Below are 18,372 nucleotides of genomic sequence, written 5' to 3' on the forward strand. Positions count from 1 at the left end.
GCTCAGGACAGCGCGCGGGCCGCGTGCACCAAGGGCACGTGGCTGAACGCCTGCGGGAAGTTCCCGACGAGCCGCCCGTAGCGGGGGTCGTACTCCTCGGCCAGCAGCCCCACGTCGTTACGGAGGGCCAGCAGCCGTTCGAACAGCTCCTTGGCCTCCTCCTTGCGCCCCTGCATGGCCATCACCTCGACCAGCCAGAAGCTGCACGCAAGGAACGCGCCCTCGCCGCCGGGCAGGCCGTCCACGTCGTTGTCGGCGGCCAGCGGATAGCGCAGCACGAACCCGTCGGACATCAGCTCCTTCTCGATGGCCGCGACCGTGCCGGTCACGCGCGGGTCGTCGATGGGCAGGAAGCCCACGAGGGGGATCATCAGCAGCGCGGCGTCCAGCTCGGACGAGCCGTACGACTGGGTGAAGGTGTTGCGCCGGGCGTCGAAGCCCTTGTCGCAGACCTCGGCGTGGATGGCGTCGCGCAGCCTGCGCCACTTGTCGACCGGCCCGACGCGGCCGAACTGCTCGACGTACTTGACGGCCCGGTCGAGCGCCACCCAGCACATCACCTTGGAGTGCACGAAGTGGCGGCGCGGCCCGCGCACCTCCCACAGGCCCTCGTCGGGCTCGTCCCAGTGGTCCTCCACGTAGTCGAGGAGCTGGCGCTGAATCGTCCAGGCGCGGTCGTCCGGCCACAGGCCGCGGCTGCGGGAGGTGAACAGGCAGTTCATCACCTCGCCGTACACGTCGAGCTGGAGCTGCTTGACGGCCTCGTTGCCGATGCGGACCGGGCGGGAACCCTCGTAGCCGTCGAGCCAGTCGAGCATCAGCTCGGGCAGGCGGCGTTCGCCCGCGACGCCGTACATGATCTGCAGGTCCTGGGGGCGGCCGGCGATGGCGCGCAGCAGCCAGCCGCGCCAGTCGGCGGCCTCCTCCAGGTAGCCGGAGCTGATGAGCGCGTCCAGCGTGAGGGTCGCATCGCGCAGCCAGCAGAAGCGGTAGTCCCAGTTGCGCACCCCGCCGAGGTCCTCGGGCAGCGACGTGGTGGCGGCGGCGACGATGCCGCCGGTCGGCGCGTACGTGAGCCCCTTCAGCGTGATCAGCGACCGCACCACGGCGTCGCGGTACGGCCCCGAGTAGGTGCACTTGGCCACCCACTCGGCCCAGAACGACTCGGTCTCGTCGAGCTGGTTCTCGCACTCGATCTGCGGCGGCATCGGCTCGTGCGACGGGTGCCAGGTGAACACGAACGGCAGCCGCTCGCCCTCGCTGACCTTGAACGTGGCCCGGTGCGCGTAGTCGCCGCCCTTGAGCGGCACGGGGGAGTGCAGCCACACCGAGTCGGGGCCGCCGATGGCCTGCAGGTGGCCGTTGTGGCGGCGCACCCAGGGCACGATGCGGCCGTAGTCGAAGCGCACGCGCAGCTGGGTGGACATCTCGACGGTGCCGGAGACGCCTTCGACGATGCGGACGACGTCGGGGTTGCGGTCGCGGGGCGGCATGAAGTCGATCACGCGGACGGTGCCCGTCGGAGTGTCCCACTCGCTCTCCAGGATGAGCGTGTCGGGACGGTAGCGGCGCCGGGTGGCCGGCTTGCGGCCCGTCGGCCCGAGCCACCAGTGCCCATTGCGCTCGTTGCCGAGCAGCGCCGCAAAGCACGCGGGTGAGTCGAACCTGGGCAGGCAGAGCCAGTCGATCGAACCGTCCCGCGCCACGAGCGCGGCTGACTGCATGTCTCCGATCAGGGCGTAATCCTCGATCCGCATGCCTAGACGGTACTCGGCGCGGGGTGATCCCGGGCCCGGGCCGATCATGTCGCGTCATGTCCGGCCCGGACGGCCCGGGATCACGTCAGGGGGAACCAGCGGGTGAACAGCTGCGTCAGCGGTCCGATGGCCAGCGCGAACACGACGGTGCCGACGCCGACCTGCCCGCCGAGCAGCCAGCCCGCGGCCAGCATGGTGGCCTCGATGAGGAAGCGGGACAGGCGTACGGACATGCCGAGGCGCACCAGCCCGGTCATGATGCCGTCGCGCGGCCCCGCGCCCATGCCGGCCCCGATGTAGAACAGGGTGGCGAGGGCGACCGTCACGACCGCGAGGCCCACGTAGACCGCCTGGACGGCGAGGTCGCCGGGGGTGGGCAGCAGGTACAGGCCGAGGTCGGCGAACACGCCCACGAGCAGCACGTTGCTGATCGTCCCCAGCCCCGGTTTCTGTTTCAGCGGGATCCACAGCAGCATGACCAGGGCGCCCGTCAGGGTGATGACGGTGCCGATGGTCAGGCCGAGCCGCAGGGCGACGCCCTGGTGGAAGACGTCCCATGGACCGTTGCCGAGGCCCGACTCGACCTGGAAGGCGAGGCCGAAGCCGTACAGGGCGAGCCCGCCGAAGAGGCGGAGGAGGCGCACCGGGAAGGAGTGCGGCCGCGCGACGGTGGTTTCACTCATGATGGCTTCACAGTGGCAGGCCATGACTTGCCAAGAACAGGGCCAATAGCGAAAAGTGGCCTCATGCGGCACTTGTCAGCCACGCAGGTGGCCCGGCTCGTCGGCCTCGACCCCGGCGCCCGGCCCTACTATCGCGCGCTCGCCGACGCGGTGCGCGCGCTCATCCTGGACGGGCAGATCCCCGTACGCGTCCGCATGCCCGCCGAGCGCCACCTCGCCCAGACGCTCAAGGTCAGCCGCACCACCGTCACCGCCGCCTACGACCTGCTGCGCGAGCGCGGCTACCTGGAGAGCCGGCAGGGCTCGGGAAGCTGGACCGCCCTGCCCGACCCGGCCGCCACCGCCGACAACCCGTGGCTCGGCACCGACGGCGACGGTCTCGTCCAGCTCCACGCCGCCGCGCCGCCCGCGCCCTGCGGGCTCGCCGAGGTCATGGCGGAGGCGGTGGCCGACCTGCCCCGCTACGGCATGGGCAACGGCTACGACCCCATGGGCCTGCCCGCGCTCAGGGAGCGCATCGCCGCCCGCTACACCGCCAGGGGAGCGGCCACCAGGCCCGAGCAGATCCTCGTCACCACCGGCTCCCAGCACGCGCTCCAGCTCGTCTTCGGCCTGCTCACCGGCCCCGGCGACCCGGTGCTGATCGAGTCGCCCACCTACCCGCACGCCATCGGCGCCGCCCGCAGGCGCGGCGCCCGCATCGTCCCTGTCGGCGTCTCCTCCGAGGGCTGGCAGCAGGACCTGGTGGCGGGGGCGATGTGCCAGTCGTCGGTGCGGCTGGCGTACCTGATGCCCGACTTCCAGAACCCGACGGGCGCGCTCATGGAGGACTCCGTGCGCGCCGCGCTCGCCGGCGCCGCCCGCCGCGCGGGGACCACGCTGCTGGTGGACGAGACCTGGGCCGAGCTGGCGCTGGACGAGGTGCCGCGGACCTCGCCGATGGCCGCCTTCGACACCGACGGCCGGGTGATCAGCGTCGGGTCGGCGTCCAAGCTGTGGTGGGGCGGGCTGCGCATCGGCTGGATCCGCGCGGGGGCGGCGCTGATCCGCCGGCTGGCCACGTTCCGCGCCTCGGCCGACCTGGCCAGCCCCGTGCTGGAGCAGCTCGTCGTGGCGCGGCTGTTCGACCGGCTGGAGGAGACGCGCGCCGAGCGCCGCCGCGGGCTGCGCGCCTCACGCGCGGCGCTGCTCGCGGGGCTGCGCGAGCATCTGCCCGAGTGGACGTACGTGCCGCCCAAGGGCGGCGGCACCCTCTGGGTACGCCTGGGGCAGGGCACCAGCTCGGCCGTGCTCGCCGAGGCGGCCGCCTGCCAGGGGCTGCGCCTGGCCCCCGGCCCGTGGTTCGGCCTGGACGGCACGCTGGAGAACTACCTGCGGCTGCCGTTCACCCAGCCGCCCCAGGTGCTCGCCGACGCGGTCGTCCGGCTGCGCGCCGCACTCGACCAGGGCCCGTCGGCCGTGCCGAGGCCCCGCGAGTCGCTCATCGGGATGGTCTGAGGCGTGGTCCGACGGGCGTCCGATGGGCCCGATCAGTCGCCGACGCCCCTGGCCAGCGGCGCCCGCCAGTTGCGCCGCATCGCGGCGATGCGCAGCCCGAAGGCCAGCACCGCCGCCGCCAACGTGGCCGGCCAGCCGTGCAGCCCGTACGCCGACAGCCCCGCCATCGCCGCCGACCCCACCAGGGCGGGCACCGCGTAGAGCTGCCGGTCGTACAGCAGGGTCGGGATCTCCCCGGCCAGCACGTCGCGCAGCATGCCGCCGCCGACCGCCGAGGTGACGCCCAGCAGCGAGGCGTGCAGGGGGCTGAGGCCGTACTCCATGGCCTTGGCCGTGCCGACCGCGCAGAACAGCCCGAGCCCGGCCGCGTCCAGTACCAGGATCGCCGGCATCACCCTGGCGACGTGGGGATGCCAGAAGAACACGATCACGGTGGCGGCCAGCGGCACCAGCACGTAGCCGAGGCTCTGGAAGGCCGCGGGCCGCACGTTGAGGATGAGGTCGCGGACGAGACCGCCGCCGAGCGCGGTGATCTCGGCGAGCACCGCCATGCCGACCACGTCGAGGCGCTTGCGCACGCCCATGAGCGCGCCCGACAGCGCGAAGACGAAGATTCCGGCCAGGTCAAGAAGTTCGGACACGTTGGGAATGTCTACCGCATGGCAGGTTCGTGGTGTTCGGCCATCATGATCCGCAGCTTGCGGGTGAACATGAACAGCGCCGCACCCGCCACGATCGCCAACGCCGCCAGCACCAGGTAGTACGCCGGATCCGACAGCACCCGGCTCAGCCGCCCGGTCTGCCCGCCGACCGCGTCGCCCACCGACGTGGCGATGAACCACAGGCCCAGCATCTGCCCCTTGAACGCCTCGGGCGCCAGTTTCGTCGTCACCGACAGTCCGACCGGGCTCAGCGACAGCTCGCCGAACACCTGGATCAGGTAGACCAGCACCAGCCACCACACCGACACCCGGCCGCTGCCGGCCAGCGAGGCCGCCAGCGCCATGACCACGAAGCTCAGCCCCACCATGACCAGCGCGAAGGCGAACTTCTGCGGCGTGCTCACCCGCGTGCCGAGCCGCACCCACAGCGCCGCGAACACCGGCACGAAGATCATGATGAACAGCGGGTTGAACGACTGCGTGGTGGCCGCCTGGATCGGCAGCCCGAACAGCGACAGGTCCGTATGGTCGGCGGCGAAGAACAGCAGCTTGCTCGGCGCCAGGTCGTAGATCATCCAGAACACCGCCGCCGCCACGAACAGCCAGATGTAGGCCTTCATCCTGATCCGCTCGTCCTCGGTCAGGTCGTGGCTGCCCAGCAGGATGTAGCCGAAGTAGGCGATCGGCACGATGAGGATGATCACGGTGATCGCCACGGTGAGCCCGTCGATCGTCAGCGTGCCCGTCGCCGCCCACACTCCCAGCGCGATCGCCACGATCGCCACGCCGAGCAGCGCCAGCCGCAGGAAGTGGTGCCGCTCGCGGCGGGTCAGGCGCAGGCCGGGACGCTCGCCGACGCCGCGCAGGCTGTGCCGCCCCCACACGTACTGCACCAGGCCGAGCGCCATGCCGACCGCCGCCGCGCCGAACCCGAGATGCCAGCGGTCGTCCGCGGCCAGCCAGCCCACCACGATCGGCGCGAAGAACGCCCCCAGGTTGATGCCGAGGTAGAACAGCGAGAACCCGGCGTCCCTGCGCCCGTCGTCGCCCTCGGGATAGCGCCGGCCCACCATGACCGAGATGTTCGGCTTCAGCAGGCCCGTGCCGGAGATGATCAGCAGCAGCCCGAGCCAGACGAAGAACGGCGTCGTCACCGGGATCGCCATGCTGATGTGCCCCAGCATGATGATGAACCCGCCCCACAGCACCGACCTGCGCGCACCCAGGATGCGGTCGGCGATCCACCCGCCCGGCAGCGCCACCAGGTAGATCAGCGCCCCGTAGACGCCGACCACCGCCTGCGCCGTCTCCTGAGACAGGCCGAGCCCCTGGTGTGCGGGCGAGGCGGCCATGAACGTGGCCAGGATGGCCCGCAGGCCGTACCACGAGAACCGCTCCCACATCTCGGTGGTGAACAGGGTGGCCAGCCCCCACGGATGCCCGAAGAACGTCCTGCCGCCGTGTTCGCTCATGCGCGCCCCCAGCACACTCCACGCATTGTCTCGATCACTGTACGTGAACAACATGGATCTTTCTCCGCAAGCTCTTGTCGCCTCCGGCGTGCTGTGGTGCGATGCATGCCACTCACATAAGTGATTACTGACAGGAGGCGGGTGCCATGGCCGATGTCCTCGAAGTCCGGGCGGAGATCCTGCGGGAGATCGCCGGCCGTACCGTCTGCGAGCGGCTCGCGAACGCGGCGGAGCAGCATGGCGACGCGCCCGCGTACTCCGATCCGGACGGCGACGGATGGACCACGCTCACCTACCGCGAAGCCCGCACGCGGGTCCTGGAGATCGCCGCCGGCTACACCGCGCTCGGGCTCCGGCCGGGGGAGCCGGTGGCGATCATGATGGTCAACCGCAGCGAGCACGTGCTCGCCGACCTCGGCGCCGTGCACGCAGGAGGGGTGGGCTGCACGATCTACTCGACGTTCGCGCCCGACCAGATCGCCTTCGTGGCCGGCGACGTCGGCGCCCGCATCGCGGTGCTCGGCGGGCCCGCCGAGCTGGCCCGCTGGGCGCCCGTCCTGGACCGGCTCGACGGCCTGCGCAAGATCATCATGCTGGACGGCGCTCCCGCCGGCGACCGCTTCATGACCTGGCGGGAGTTCCTGGAGCTGGGCCGCGAGCGCCTGGCCGCCGACCCGGCCGCCGTCGAGGCCCGCCACCGCGCGGTCACCTCCGACGACGTGGCCACCGTCCTGTACACCTCCGGCACCACCGGCACGCCCAAGGGCGTGCCGCTCACCCACACCAACATCTTCTACGAGGTCGCCGCCACCGACCGGCTGACCAGGCTGCCCGAGAAGGGCACCCAGGTCTCCTACCTCACCTACGCCCACATCGCCGAGCGCATCCTGAGCCTCTACCTGCCGCTGGTGAAGGCCTCCCACGTGCACTTCTGCACCGACCTCGCCGGTCTCGGCGCCACGCTGGGCAAGGTCAGGCCGATGTCGTTCTTCGGCGTGCCGCGCGTGTGGGAGAAGATGATGGCCCGCCTGCGGGCCGTGCTCGCCACCCAGCCGGAGGAGCAGCAGGCCGCCGTACGCGCCGCGATGGCCGCCGGGGCCGCGTACGTCGAGGCCGGCCAGTACGGCCGCACCGTCACGCCCGAGATCAAGGCCGCGTACGAGAAGGCCGACGCGGCCGTGCTCTCCACCATCCGCGGCTTGATAGGCTTCGACCGCGCCGAGTGGACCGCCACCGGCGCCGCCCCGCTCTCCGACGAGGTGCGCCACTTCTTCGCCGGACTCGGGATCAAGGTCATCGACGTGTACGGCATGACCGAGACCGCCGGCGCCTGCACCGGCAACAGCCCCACCTGCTACCGCCTGGGCAGCGTCGGCAGGGCCGAGCCCGGCGTCGAGATGCGCATCGCCGAGGACGGCGAGATCCTCACCCGCAGCCCGCTCAACACCGCCGGCTACCTCAACAGGCCCGAGGCCACCGCCGAGCTGATCGACGCCGACGGCTGGCTGCACACCGGCGACATCGGCACCGTGGACGAGGACGGCTTCTTCCGCGTCGTCGACCGCAAGAAGGAGCTGTTCATCACCGCGGGCGGCGAGAACATCTCACCCGCCGAGATCGAGAACCACCTCAAGCAGCACATCCTCATCGGCCAGGCGCTCGCCTACGGCGACCGGCGCCCCCACCCCGTCGCCGTCCTCACCCTCGACGCCGAGACCGCGCCCGGCTGGGCGCAGGCGCGCGGCATCTCCTTCGGCTCGCTCGCCGAGCTGGCCCAGCACCCCGAGGTGCTCAAGGAGGTCGAGGAGGCGGTACGCGCGGCCAACGCCAAGCTCGCCCGCGTGCAGCAGGTCAAGAAGTGGGCCTTACTCGGCGTGGAGTGGACCGCCGAGACCGAGGAGCTCACCCCGAGCTTCAAGCTGAAGAGGCGGATCATCCACTCGAAGTACGCCGACGTCATCGAAGGGCTCTATTCAGGCTGATCCCGGCTTTGCCATTCGGGGCGTGTGTTGTGGCCGTGCCCATTACCGGCCGGTTCCTACCGTCTTGATCATGAGCAGAAGCCTTCTTCTCGCCTCGCTCGCGGCGGGAGCGCTCACGGTGCCCGCACCGCCCGCCTCCGCCGCGACCGAGCCCGCCATCCGTTCCATCACCGTACGACCCGCGCAGCCGGTGGTCGGCGCGCACGGTTCCGTCCGTCTGGTGATCGACGTGATCGCCAGAGGGGTGAAGGGCAAGGACGGCGTCACCGTCAAAGTCGAACCCGGCGCCCCGCCCGCCGACGCCCCGCAACCCCGTCCCGCCACCCCACCCGTCACCGGACCCCAGAACCCCCCACCAGGACAGAACGGCACCCCGGGCACGCCTGAGCAGGACCAGAACCCCGGTGCGCCCGACACCGCCCAGGACCCCGCGACACCCGACGACGCCCGGAAGCCGAACACGCCACCCGCCCAGACGCCCGTCAAGGACGAACCCCAGGAGAACGCGGAGCCCGCACCGCAGGGGACGGCTGATGAGGCGACTCAGGAAGGGGCGACTCAGGAGGGGACGTCCCAGCAGGGGGCGACTCAGGAGGGGACGGTTCAGGAACCGGCGGCTCAGGGCACGGCCGGTGAGTCGGCTCAGGCCGGCGCTCCCGTCACCGTCCTCGCGCCCGGCCGGGAACCCGCCCGCCCGCACCACATCCTCACCCAGGCCCGCGTCGGCGAGCAGCAGACCCAGAACACCCAGTGGGGCGTTCCCCAGCAGCCGGGACAGAACGCGCAATCAATACAGGACGGTGCTGTCACCGCGCCGAAGGTGGGCGTGCCGCCCCGGAACGCGGAAGCCATCCTGCCCCGGCTGGTGTGGCGCCGCATCCCCGTGCCGCCCGCCAGGATGGCTGACGGCTGGGAGACCTGGCGCTTCCTGCCGGACAAGCGCCTGAACCGCTACTACCCGGCAGGCACCTGGACGATCACCGCCACCGCCAAGGGCAGGGACGGCAAGACCGTCACCCAGTACGCATCGTTCCAGCTCAGGAGGGAGAGCAGGCTGTCCTCCGTGCGCGTGGAGAAGGCGGCCAAGGGCGACGGCGTACGCCTGCGCGGCTCGCTCACCCGCGTCGATCCACGCGGCCTGACCGACTTCGGCCCGTTCGCCAAGCAGCGCCTGGACATCCTCTGGCGTCCCGACACCAGTTCGGCCTGGGAGAAGGTGGGGCAGGCCACCACCGACGCGTCCGGCGCGTTCGTCCAGACCGTGCAGGGACGTACGGGCGGTTACTGGCGCGTCCGCTTCGCCGGAACGGGACATTACGCACCAGACAATTCAAAAGTGCAACAAATCCCGCAATAGGCCATTCTGCTAATGGCCGCGAACAATGGCGTCGTTGCTCTTTTGTGATCGGTCTGACGGCAACTTTTCCTTCCCCGGGCGCGTCTATTGGCGTTGACGTGCCCCGCTACGTGGGCCGTCTCGCAAACGGGGAAGGATTTCTCTCTGAAGATGCGACGTCTAGCCGCCGGCCTGGCGGCTGCCGCCATGGGCGCGGCGGTGGTGGCCACCACCGCCGCCACGCCCGCGCTCGCGGACCCGGGCCTCGACCCGGATGTCGCGGGTGGCCAGACCAGCCTCCAGCTCGACGTGAACCCTGAGCCCGCGTTCCGCGGCCGGCCTCTCCACATCGGGGGCAAGCTCTCCGTCAAGTGCGAAGAGGACTACATCCGCGGCCTGGTGTCGGTGACCCACTCCGACCGCTGCAAGAAGCAGGAGACCTGGCACCGCCTGGCCTGGAAGCGGATCGTCATCCTCTTCCAGCCCGCCGGCAGCGGCCGCTGGGAGCACGTGGACACCGTCCGTACGCGCGGCAACGGCAACTTCGCCCTGAAGGTGCCGGCCCGCACGTCGGGCACGTGGCGCGCGGTGTTCGAGGGCAGCCGGCACCTCGCCCCGTCCGAGGGCAAGGACTGGGTGAAGGTCATCGGCCATCGCCACCGTCACCACCACTGATCACCTTCGCGAACGCCCGGCCCCAGCGGCCGGGCGTTCGCCGTTCCCAACCCTCTGCCCAACACCCCGCCCGGCTCTATGCCACCGGTCGGCTGTTTACCCGTCCGGCTCTGTGCCACCGCCCGGCCGTTTACCCGTCCGGCTCTATGCCACACCGGCTTGCCGTTTACCCGTCCGGCTCCATGCCACCGGCCGGCCGTCTACGGCGAACACCCCGCCGAACCCCGCCGCCTGGTGAGCCCCGTGCGGACCTGCCGCCTGCGCGGTCATGCCGCCCCTTCGACCCGCATTCGCCGCGTGCGCGGCCGGCTCCGCGCGAACCCGCCTTCTGCGTGGTCCTGCCCTCTCGTACGCGTCGCTTGCAGGGCGGCGTCCCGTGCGAATCGGCTCTTGGGACTGTGCCCCGTGCGGACCTGCCACCCGCGCTGCCATGCCTTGCCCGCGAATTCCGCCCGCACGGTCCTGCCGCGTCCGGTTCGCCGCCTGCGAGGGCGATGCTCAACGCGGGCGGGCCGCCACCTGCGCCGCCGTCCTACGCGCGCCCCGGCACTACCCCAGCCTCTGCTCAACCTGCGCCCGCGCTCCCTGTACCCGCGCGGCCCGTCCGGGCTTCCTGCGCCCGCGTGGCCCGTCCGGGCTTCCCGCGCCCGCGCGGCCCGTCCGCGCTTCCCGCGCCTCTGTTCTACTCGCACTTCGGCTTTACCACGCTCCCGCTGTGAAGCCGCATCCCGGGCGAGACCGCCGTGAGCAGGGCATCGTGAGCAGGGCATACGGCCTCGGCCGGACCGCCACGGACAGGGCGCTGCTGGTGGGGCGCAGGACGGGAGCGGTGGCCGGTCCTTGGCGGCGGGTCCTGGGATCAAGGGCCCCTACACCGGCGTGAGCTCGGAATCGATCTAGGGAACAATGTGTTCTCGAGGCGTGAACCAGAGGATTTCCGGCCCGGCGCAAACCCGACGTAGGCTGGCGATCTGGCACACGAACAGGAGGTGACGCCCCGTGTTGCGAGACTCGTTCGGACGGGTGGCGACAGATCTGAGGGTGTCCCTCACCGACAAATGCAACCTGCGCTGCACGTACTGCATGCCCCCTGAGGGGCTCGACTGGCTGCCGAAGCCCGAGCTGCTCACCGCCGACGAGATCGTCCGCCTGGTCACGATCGGCGTCGAACGCCTCGGCATCACCGAGGTCCGCTACACCGGCGGCGAACCCCTCCTGCGCCGTGAGCTGGTCGACATCGTCGCCCGCACGGCCGCGCTCAAGCCCCGCCCGCAGATCTCGCTGACCAGCAACGGCATCGGCCTTGCCCGCCTGGCCGAGCCGCTGGCCGCCGCCGGGCTCGACCGGGTCAACGTCTCGCTCGACACGCTCGACCCCGACACGTTCAAGCGGCTCGCTCACCGCGACCGGCATGCCGACGTCATCGCAGGCCTGGCCGCCGCCGACGCCGCAGGGCTGCGCCCTGTCAAGATCAATGCCGTGCTGATGCGCGGCATCAACGACCATGAGGCCGTGCCGCTGCTGCGCTGGGCCCTCGACCAGGGTTACGAGCTGCGCTTCATCGAGCAGATGCCGCTCGACGCCCAGCACGGCTGGAGCCGCGCCGACATGGTGACCGCCGACGAGATCCTGCATCTGCTGTCCACCGACTTCGACCTCGCGCCCGACGACCGGGAAGAGCGCGGCAGCGCCCCCGCCGAGCGGTTCCTCGTGAACGGCGGCCCGGCCAGGGTCGGCGTGATCGGCTCGGTGACGCGGCCGTTCTGCGGCGCCTGCGACCGGGTGAGGCTCACCGCCGACGGTCAGGTGCGCAACTGCCTGTTCGCCACCGAGGAGTCCGACCTGAAGACCGCTATGCGGGCCGGGGCCTCCGATGACGAGCTGGCCGAGCGCTGGGTGGCCGCCGTCGCCAGCAAGCGCGCCGGACACGGCATCGACGACCCGTCGTTCCTCCAGCCGGCCCGCCCGATGTCCGCCATCGGCGGCTGACGGTCCGCGACCGGCATGCCCGCCGCCTCCGACCCCGCCCCCGTCGACGAACGCCTCCATCCACCCGAAGAGCCATCCCCCGCCCCGCCCCAACTCCCGTCCCGCCCCCGGACGTTTCCGCCCACCCGGCGAACCGTCCCTCATCCCGCGTCCCACTTCCGGTCCCGCCTCCAGCGCCGGGACAGCTCCCGGTGCTCGGCCGTCCTCATGCGCCGAGACGGTCCGGAAATCGGAGCGTCCGCCGCAAAAGCAGCAGCGCCTGGCGCGTCCTCCGTTGCGGTGGTGACGCCTGGCGCATTCTCCGCCACGGTGGCGGTGTGCGGGGCGCCCTCCACCATGGCGGCGGCGCCTGGCGCGTCCTCCGCTGCGGCGGCGGCGCCTGGCGCATTTTCCGCCACGGTGGCGGTGTGCGGGGCGCCCTCCACCATGGCGGCGGCGCCTGGCGCACCCTCCACCACAGTCACAGCGTCCGGCGCGCAGGCGTCTGCCGCCATCGGGCCGACGGCGGGTGACGGTGTCAGGTGCCCTCCGGCTCCGGGTGCCCGGTACTCAAGGCGGGCGCCCCGGACGTGGGCGTCGCGGGAGAGCCTGAGGTGCAGGCCGCCTTCGTATCCGAGGCGGCGGTGAGCGACGCGCGGGGCGTCCTCCGAGCGCATGGCGCTGGTGCCTGACGCGCGTAGTGCCTTTCGCGCTGCGAGGGAGCTTTTGCGCTGCGAGGGAGACTGACGTTCCGATGGCCTTCGCGAGCGCGGCGGCGAGGCCCGGCGGTCAGGCGCTCTTCGGTCCTGGGCAGGCCTCCGACGATCACGGGGCCATCCCGTGCGATGCTGGGGCGGCTTCCCAGAGCACGAAACCGGGCAGGGAGGGGCTGTGAGCGAGGGGTTCGATGCGGTGATCCTGGCCGGTGGGCGGGCCAGGCGGCTGGGTGGCGCGGACAAGCCGGCGCTCACCGTGGGCGGCAGGTCCCTCATCGAGCACGTCATCGCGGCGGTCGAAGGCGCCCGCACCGTCGTCGTGGCAGGCCCGGAGCGCCGTCCCGTCCCCGGCGTCGTGTACGTCCGTGAGAACCCGCCGGGCAGCGGCCCGGTCCCGGCGCTCGCCGCCGCGCTGCCCCACGTGACGTCCCGATGGCTGGTCCTGCTGGCCGGAGATCTCCCGTTCATGGGGCCTGGCCACGTGGCGGCGCTGCTCGAAGCGGCCCGGGAGGCGGGCGGCGGCGCCATCCTGCTCGACGACGGCGGACGGGAGCAGTGGCTGGCGGGCGCGTGGCCGGCGGCCGGGCTGAAGGCGGGCATGGCCGCCTACGACGGACGTTCGCTCAGGGGCGTGCTGGCCCCGCTCGTACGCGCCCGGCTCACCTTGCCCGGGCGCCCCTGGTTCGACTGCGACACAATGGACGACCTGGAGGAGGCTCGCATGAACGTGCTGCACGAATGGACCGTCCTGGCCTGCAAGGAGCTGGGCATCGACCCGGCCAGGGTGGACCGCGACCAGATCCTCGACCTCACCAAGGAGGTCGCCCACGGCGTGGCGAGGCCCGCCGCGCCGCTTACCGCCTACCTGCTCGGGCTCGCTCAAGGCGCGGGCACCGCCCCGGAAGACGCCGTCGCCCGATTGACCACATTGGCGAAGAACTGGAGCCGCGCCACCCAAGAGACCCTGACAGACGACTGACACTCGAACGAACTCTTGAAGTCAAGCTCGCCCCAAACCTGAAGATTTCCTGTGAATAACGGGGGAGGGGCGAGTGTAAACGATTTCGGGAAAGCCGCCCTATCGAACCGGGGCCGATGGCGCGCGTTGATCGAAACGCGACCCGGGAAAAGGGCGACGCCGGGTGGTTACGGGGGCAAACCACCCGGCGTCGCATCATCGGCGTTCCGACGGGGGCCCGGAACGCCGGCACCAGCACTCCGACGGGGGACCGGAGCGCTTGGCTAAAGCGTACACCTACAACCCATGGGATGCGTCAAGAGTTAGTCACGACCCGATCTCGCGTCGATGCAGCGGTATCTCGGTTTGGTTAGCCTCCGGGCTCTGAAAGGTAGGCGGCGGACCAGGGTTCCCCCTCTCATTGGCCCCGATTACGGCTATGTATGGCAAAAAGACCGCGCCGGCGATGAACAGCAGCCGGTACGGCCACGGGACCGGCACCACGACCGCCAGGATCAGGCAGATCGTGCGGATCCCCATCTTGATCAGATAGCTGATCTCCCGCTTGTGGATGTCCGCCGACAGCGACGGCTTGGCGTCCGTGACCTGGTGGACTTCCGGCTTCCTGCGCCACCCCTTCATGCTTTCCACGGTAGTCCCGCCATGCCGAGCTCCTGACCGTGCCCCGGCGGGGACAGGGGGTCATGCGACCATGGCCTTCTAGTAAGGAGGATGTGGAGATGACGGATCGCACGTACCGGGTGACCGAGATCGTCGGAACCTCTGGGGAGAGTGTCGACCAGGCCATCCGCAACGGCCTCAAGAGGGCCTCCGAGACGCTGCGGCACCTCGACTGGTTCGAGGTCACGGAGATCAGGGGTCACCTCGACGCGGGCGAGGTCGCCCACTTCCAGGTCGGCATGAAGGTCGGCTTCCGCCTCGAAGACGCCTGAGCCCGTCTGCGTGAGCCCCCCTCACGCCCTCTCGCGCCCACGTGTCCCGCTCCGGCGCCCAAGACCGTACGAGAGCCTCGTGAAGGCCGGAGCAGGCCGCCCAGAGCCCCGAGAAGCCGCGCGGGCGCGGGGTGAGGCCTTCCGGAGGCGGGGGAGAGGGCGTGGACGCGCCAGAGGCGTACGGGGCGACAGGGGAGGCGTGCGGGCGGCCGGGAAGGCCTGCGGGCGCAGGAGAGGCGTACAGCGTTACAGGCAACGTCCCGCGGCCGCGCCGCGCCCCATATGCGACACGATCCGCACCTGAGCCCCAAGCGATCCGCGCCTGCGGCCGGCGCAAGCGCGGCCGAGCCTCAAGCGATCCCGCGCCTGAGGTTTGCGCGAACGCGGCTGAGGCCTGAGCCCTCCCGCGCCTAACCTGCGTAAGCGCACTGAGGCCTGAGCGAGCGCGCCTGAGGCGCGAGGAACGGCGCCGCCAGCCCGGCTGAGCCGCGCGCGGAGTCGAACGGGCCCGTGCCGCGAACAAGCCCTTGCGCCGAACAGCCCCGTGCAATGTACGTGGGGCCCAAGCGGGGCTCGAACAAGCCGCGTAAGGCCCGAGCAGGCCCGAGCAAGCCCAGGCAAGCCGCGCCGCGAGCCTCGACCGAACCCGAGCCCTCGATCGAACTTGCGCCCCTCGACGGAGCCTGAGCCCTCGGCCGAACGCGAGCGAAGACGGCTCGCGCTCGGGCGGGCGTAGCAGACCCGTCCGAGCGCGAGAACCACAAGGCCGAAAGGCCCGTCTGAAACGCGTGTCAGCTCGCCTGGCTGACCGTGGACATGTTGAAGTCGGGCACCCGCACCGCCGGCATGATCGCCCGCTGGAAGTAGTCGCTCCACTCCCGGGGCAGCGTGCGGCTCCCCTCGCCCACCTCGGTCATCCGCCCCAGCAGGCCGACGGGGCTTTCGTTGAAGCGGAAGTTGTTCACCTCGCCGACGACCTCGCCGTGCTCGACGAGGTAGACGCCGTCGCGGGTCAGCCCGGTGAGGAGCAGCGTCTGGGGGTCGACCTCGCGGATGTACCACAGGCAGGTGAGCAGCAGCCCGCGCCGGGTCGAGGCGATCATGTCGTCGAGCGAGGCCGCGTCGTCCGGCCCGGCCATGATGAGGTTGTCGATGGCGGGCGTCACGGGCAGCCCGCTCAGCTCGGCCGAGTGGCGGGTCTGCAGCAGCGCCTCAAGCCGGCCGTCCTTGATCCAGTCGGTACGCGACAGCGGCAGCCCGTTGTCGAACACCGAGCTCTCCCGGCTGGAGGCGTGGGCCGTCACGAACGGCGCGCAGCCGATGCCGGGCGCCGCCGGGTCGCTCGTCAGCGTGACCGGCAGCCTGGCGAGCTGCTCGCCGACGCGGGTGCCGCCGCCCGGCTTGGAGAAGACCGTACGGCCGTCGAGCGCGTCACGCGCGCCCGCCGACCAGAACATGTAGATCATCAGGTCGGCCACGGCGCTCGGCGGCAGCAGCGTCTCGTAGCGGCCCGCGGGCAGCTCGATGCGGTTCTTCGCCCATTCGAGCCGCTGCGCCAGCGACGAGCCGAGCGCGGAGACGTCGACGTCGGTGAAGTCCTCGGTGGACACGCCCGCCCACGCCGACCGCTTGAGGTCGGCGGACTTGGCGTTGACCTCAAGCCGCCCGGTCGGCTGGTCGTGGCGCAGCCGCACGCCGGCCGACGTGCCGAGGAACGTGGAGGTCAGCGAGTGCTCGGCGAACCCGTACAGCTTCCTGCCGCCGGCCTCCGCCGCCGCGAACGCCTCCCCCAGAGCGGGCGCGAAGCGCCCGAACACCTCGATGTCGGTCGGCACCACCTCGTCGGCCCAGTGGGGTGAGGCGGGGCCGGCCTCGACGAGCGGCCGGGCGTCCTCGGCGGGCTGGGCCTCGCGCGCCGCCGCGTCGGCCGCCGCCACCACGTCGGCGAGCTGGTCGTCGCGTACGGCCGAGCGCGACACCACGCCGGCCTTGTCGCCCGCGATCGAGATGACGGTCAGCCGGGACGAGCGCGCGACGCCGTTCGTGGTCAGCGTGTTGCCCGCGAAGCGCAGGTTGGCGGTGGAGCCCTCGTCCACCAGCACCACGCAGCCGTCGTTAGAGGAGAGCTCCAGCGCCCTCTCCACCATCTCCTGAGGCGTCACTTGCCGCCCTCCTGCACCGTGTTGAGGATCCGTACGCCGCGGAACAGCGCCGACGGGCACCCGTGGCTGACCGGCGCGACCTGTCCAGGCTGGCCCTTGCCGCAGTTGAAGGCGCCGCCGAGCACGTACGTGCCGGGCCCGCCGACCGCCTCCATCGACTGCCAGAAGTCGGTCGTCGTGGCCTGGTAGGCGAAGTCCCTGATCTGCCCGTCCAGCCTGCCGCCGGTGATGCGGTAGGCCCGCTGGGCGGTGAACTGGAAGTTGTAGCGCTGCATGTCGATCGACCAGCTCTTGTCGCCGACGAGGTAGATGCCCCGCTCGACGCCCGCGATCAGGTCGTCGGTGGACGGCCCGTCGGGGGCCGGTGCGAGCGAGACGTTCGCCATGCGCTGGATCGGCATGTGGCCGGGCGAGTCGGCGAACGCGCAGCCGTTGGAGCGGCCGAGCCCCTTCATCAGCGCCATGCGCCGGTCGAGCTGGTAGCCGACCAGGACGCCGTCCTTGATGATGTCGAAGCTCTGCGTCTGGACGCCCTCGTCGTCGTAGCCGATGGTGGCCAGGCCGTGGGTGACGGTGCGGTCGCCGGTGACGTTCATGATGGGCGAGCCGTAGACCAGCTCGCCGAGCTGGTCGAAGGTGGCGAAGCTGGTGCCGGCGTAGGCGGCCTCGTAGCCGAGCGCGCGGTCCAGCTCGGTGGCGTGGCCGATCGACTCGTGGATCGTCAGCCACAGGTTGGACGGGTCGATGACCAGGTCGTACTCGCCGGCCTCCACGGAGGGCGCGGCCAGCTTCTCCGCCAGCAGCTCGGGCAGCCTGGCCAGCTCGCCCTGCCAGTCCCAGTGGCCGCCGGTCAGGTACTCATAGCCGCGGCCGGCCGGGGGCGCCAGCGTGGACATGTCGTCGAAGCCGTTCTCGGCCGCCTTCATGGCGTTGAGCGTGGGGTGCACCCGCACCCGCTGCTGGGTGGTCACGGTGCCGGCCGTGTCGGCGTAGAACTTCTGCTCCTTGACCTGCAGCAGCCGGGCCGAGACGTGGTCGGCGCCCTTGAGCAGCCCGGCCGACCAGTCGGCGAGCAGGCTCACCTTGTCGGATGCGGCCACCTCGAACGGGTCGATCTCGTAGTCGGACACCCACACCGCCTCGGCGTGGACCGGCTCGGGCGCCAGCTCGATGCGCTCCCTGTTGATGGGGGCGCTCACCTCCGCCACGCGTACGGCCTGCTCGGCCACCTTGGCGGCGGCCTCGGGCGTCAGGTGGATGCCGGAGGCGAAGCCCCAGGTGCCGTTCTTGACCACGCGCACCGCGTAGCCCAGATCGTCGGCGTCCATGGAACCTTCGAGCCGGGCGTCGTAGAGGCTGAGGGACTCGGCCCTGATGCGTTCGAGCCGGAAGTCCGCGTGCTCGGCGCCGAGGTCGCGAGCGCGTTGCAGAGCGGCGTCCGCGAGCTGCCGCAGCGGCAGCTCCAGGAAGTCGGAATCGATCTGGCGCATGTCCACGATCCTAACCCTGTGATCTTGTGCCACCCGGACAAGCGGATACCCGCCGGTAGGA

Annotated in this window: 14 protein-coding genes; 7 read left to right on the forward strand and 7 right to left on the reverse strand. The window is 71.3% G+C overall.

The annotated features are described in order from the left end of the window. Window positions 1-2: 2 nt before the first annotated feature. Together WBK31_RS09025 and WBK31_RS09030 are read right to left on the reverse strand one after the other, a co-directional pair. Complete coding sequence (locus WBK31_RS09025; protein ID WP_364065544.1) at window positions 3-1,757, reverse strand: glycoside hydrolase family 15 protein; 1,755 nt, start codon at window positions 1,755-1,757, stop codon at window positions 3-5. An 80-nt stretch (window positions 1,758-1,837) separates the two neighbouring features. Further along, window positions 1,838-2,440 carry a hypothetical protein gene (locus WBK31_RS09030; protein WP_364065541.1) on the reverse strand — a complete coding sequence of 201 codons (603 nt, stop codon included), beginning with the start codon at window positions 2,438-2,440 and terminating at the stop codon, window positions 1,838-1,840. Window positions 2,441-2,503: 63 nt separating this feature from the next. Here WBK31_RS09030 and WBK31_RS09035 point away from each other — a divergent pair, with 63 nt between their 5' ends. Beyond that, entirely contained in the window at window positions 2,504-3,937 is a 1,434-nt protein-coding gene (locus tag WBK31_RS09035; RefSeq protein WP_364065538.1) for a PLP-dependent aminotransferase family protein, read from the forward strand. Between the two features lie 32 nt (window positions 3,938-3,969). On the opposite strand, the gene WBK31_RS09040 is transcribed toward WBK31_RS09035, so the two are convergent. Continuing rightward, a complete protein-coding gene (locus WBK31_RS09040; protein ID WP_364065535.1) occupies window positions 3,970-4,578 on the reverse strand; it encodes a trimeric intracellular cation channel family protein in 609 nt (202 codons plus the stop codon). 11 nt (window positions 4,579-4,589) lie between these two features. Further along, window positions 4,590-6,071, reverse strand: coding sequence for a peptide MFS transporter (locus WBK31_RS09045; RefSeq protein WP_378790085.1), 1,482 nt, complete (start codon window positions 6,069-6,071; stop codon window positions 4,590-4,592). A 146-nt stretch (window positions 6,072-6,217) separates the two neighbouring features. Between WBK31_RS09045 and WBK31_RS09050 the strand changes: the two genes are divergently transcribed. The 5 genes from WBK31_RS09050 (at window position 6,218) to WBK31_RS09070 (ending at window position 13,727) form a co-directional block, all read left to right on the forward strand. Beyond that, window positions 6,218-8,053, forward strand: coding sequence for an AMP-dependent synthetase/ligase (locus WBK31_RS09050; protein ID WP_406674611.1), 1,836 nt, complete (start codon window positions 6,218-6,220; stop codon window positions 8,051-8,053). Between the two features lie 70 nt (window positions 8,054-8,123). After that, window positions 8,124-9,410: a hypothetical protein gene (locus WBK31_RS09055; RefSeq protein WP_406674612.1), complete on the forward strand. Its 1,287-nt coding sequence runs from the start codon at window positions 8,124-8,126 to the stop codon at window positions 9,408-9,410. Window positions 9,411-9,560: 150 nt separating this feature from the next. Continuing rightward, window positions 9,561-10,064, forward strand: coding sequence for a hypothetical protein (locus WBK31_RS09060; protein WP_406674613.1), 504 nt, complete (start codon window positions 9,561-9,563; stop codon window positions 10,062-10,064). 999 nt (window positions 10,065-11,063) lie between these two features. After that, window positions 11,064-12,053: a GTP 3',8-cyclase MoaA gene (gene moaA / locus WBK31_RS09065; RefSeq protein WP_364065521.1), complete on the forward strand. Its 990-nt coding sequence runs from the start codon at window positions 11,064-11,066 to the stop codon at window positions 12,051-12,053. 870 nt (window positions 12,054-12,923) lie between these two features. Beyond that, window positions 12,924-13,727: an NTP transferase domain-containing protein gene (locus WBK31_RS09070; protein WP_364065518.1), complete on the forward strand. Its 804-nt coding sequence runs from the start codon at window positions 12,924-12,926 to the stop codon at window positions 13,725-13,727. Window positions 13,728-14,033: 306 nt separating this feature from the next. Here the strand turns inward: WBK31_RS09070 and WBK31_RS09075 are convergent, their stop codons facing one another. Next, window positions 14,034-14,348: a DUF3099 domain-containing protein gene (locus WBK31_RS09075; protein WP_355429547.1), complete on the reverse strand. Its 315-nt coding sequence runs from the start codon at window positions 14,346-14,348 to the stop codon at window positions 14,034-14,036. A gap of 98 nt (window positions 14,349-14,446) precedes the next feature. On the opposite strand from WBK31_RS09075, the gene WBK31_RS09080 reads away from it, so the two are divergent. After that, window positions 14,447-14,659 carry a dodecin gene (locus WBK31_RS09080; protein WP_364065515.1) on the forward strand — a complete coding sequence of 71 codons (213 nt, stop codon included), beginning with the start codon at window positions 14,447-14,449 and terminating at the stop codon, window positions 14,657-14,659. Window positions 14,660-15,450: 791 nt separating this feature from the next. Here the strand turns inward: WBK31_RS09080 and WBK31_RS09085 are convergent. After that, window positions 15,451-16,821 (reverse strand): metallopeptidase TldD-related protein, encoded by a 1,371-nt coding sequence (locus WBK31_RS09085; RefSeq protein WP_378790082.1) that lies wholly within the window; start codon window positions 16,819-16,821, stop codon window positions 15,451-15,453. Further along, the gene (locus WBK31_RS09090; protein ID WP_364065509.1) at window positions 16,818-18,311 is read right to left on the reverse strand and encodes a TldD/PmbA family protein; all 1,494 of its coding nucleotides are present in this window, start codon (window positions 18,309-18,311) and stop codon (window positions 16,818-16,820) included. The genes WBK31_RS09085 and WBK31_RS09090 overlap by 4 nt, the downstream gene beginning before the upstream one ends. Between the last annotated feature and the right edge of the window lie 61 nt (window positions 18,312-18,372).

Source organism: Nonomuraea sp. N2-4H (genome assembly GCF_045291505.1).
GTDB lineage: Bacteria > Actinomycetota > Actinomycetes > Streptosporangiales > Streptosporangiaceae > Nonomuraea > Nonomuraea fastidiosa.

Bases quoted from the DNA above. Each gene is read 5' to 3' on its own strand.
- WBK31_RS09090 (WP_364065509.1), bottom strand. From the start codon at position 18,311: ATGCGCCAGATCGATTCCGACTTCCTGGAGCTGCCGCTGCGGCAGCTC.
- WBK31_RS09050 (WP_406674611.1), top strand. From the start codon at position 6,218: ATGGCCGATGTCCTCGAAGTCCGGGCGGAGATCCTGCGGGAGATCGCC.
- WBK31_RS09060 (WP_406674613.1), top strand. From the start codon at position 9,561: ATGCGACGTCTAGCCGCCGGCCTGGCGGCTGCCGCCATGGGCGCGGCG.
- WBK31_RS09030 (WP_364065541.1), bottom strand. From the start codon at position 2,440: ATGAGTGAAACCACCGTCGCGCGGCCGCACTCCTTCCCGGTGCGCCTC.
- WBK31_RS09075 (WP_355429547.1), bottom strand. From the start codon at position 14,348: ATGAAGGGGTGGCGCAGGAAGCCGGAAGTCCACCAGGTCACGGACGCC.
- WBK31_RS09035 (WP_364065538.1), top strand. From the start codon at position 2,504: ATGCGGCACTTGTCAGCCACGCAGGTGGCCCGGCTCGTCGGCCTCGAC.
- WBK31_RS09080 (WP_364065515.1), top strand. From the start codon at position 14,447: ATGACGGATCGCACGTACCGGGTGACCGAGATCGTCGGAACCTCTGGG.
- WBK31_RS09045 (WP_378790085.1), bottom strand. From the start codon at position 6,071: ATGAGCGAACACGGCGGCAGGACGTTCTTCGGGCATCCGTGGGGGCTG.
- WBK31_RS09055 (WP_406674612.1), top strand. From the start codon at position 8,124: ATGAGCAGAAGCCTTCTTCTCGCCTCGCTCGCGGCGGGAGCGCTCACG.
- WBK31_RS09025 (WP_364065544.1), bottom strand. From the start codon at position 1,757: ATGCGGATCGAGGATTACGCCCTGATCGGAGACATGCAGTCAGCCGCG.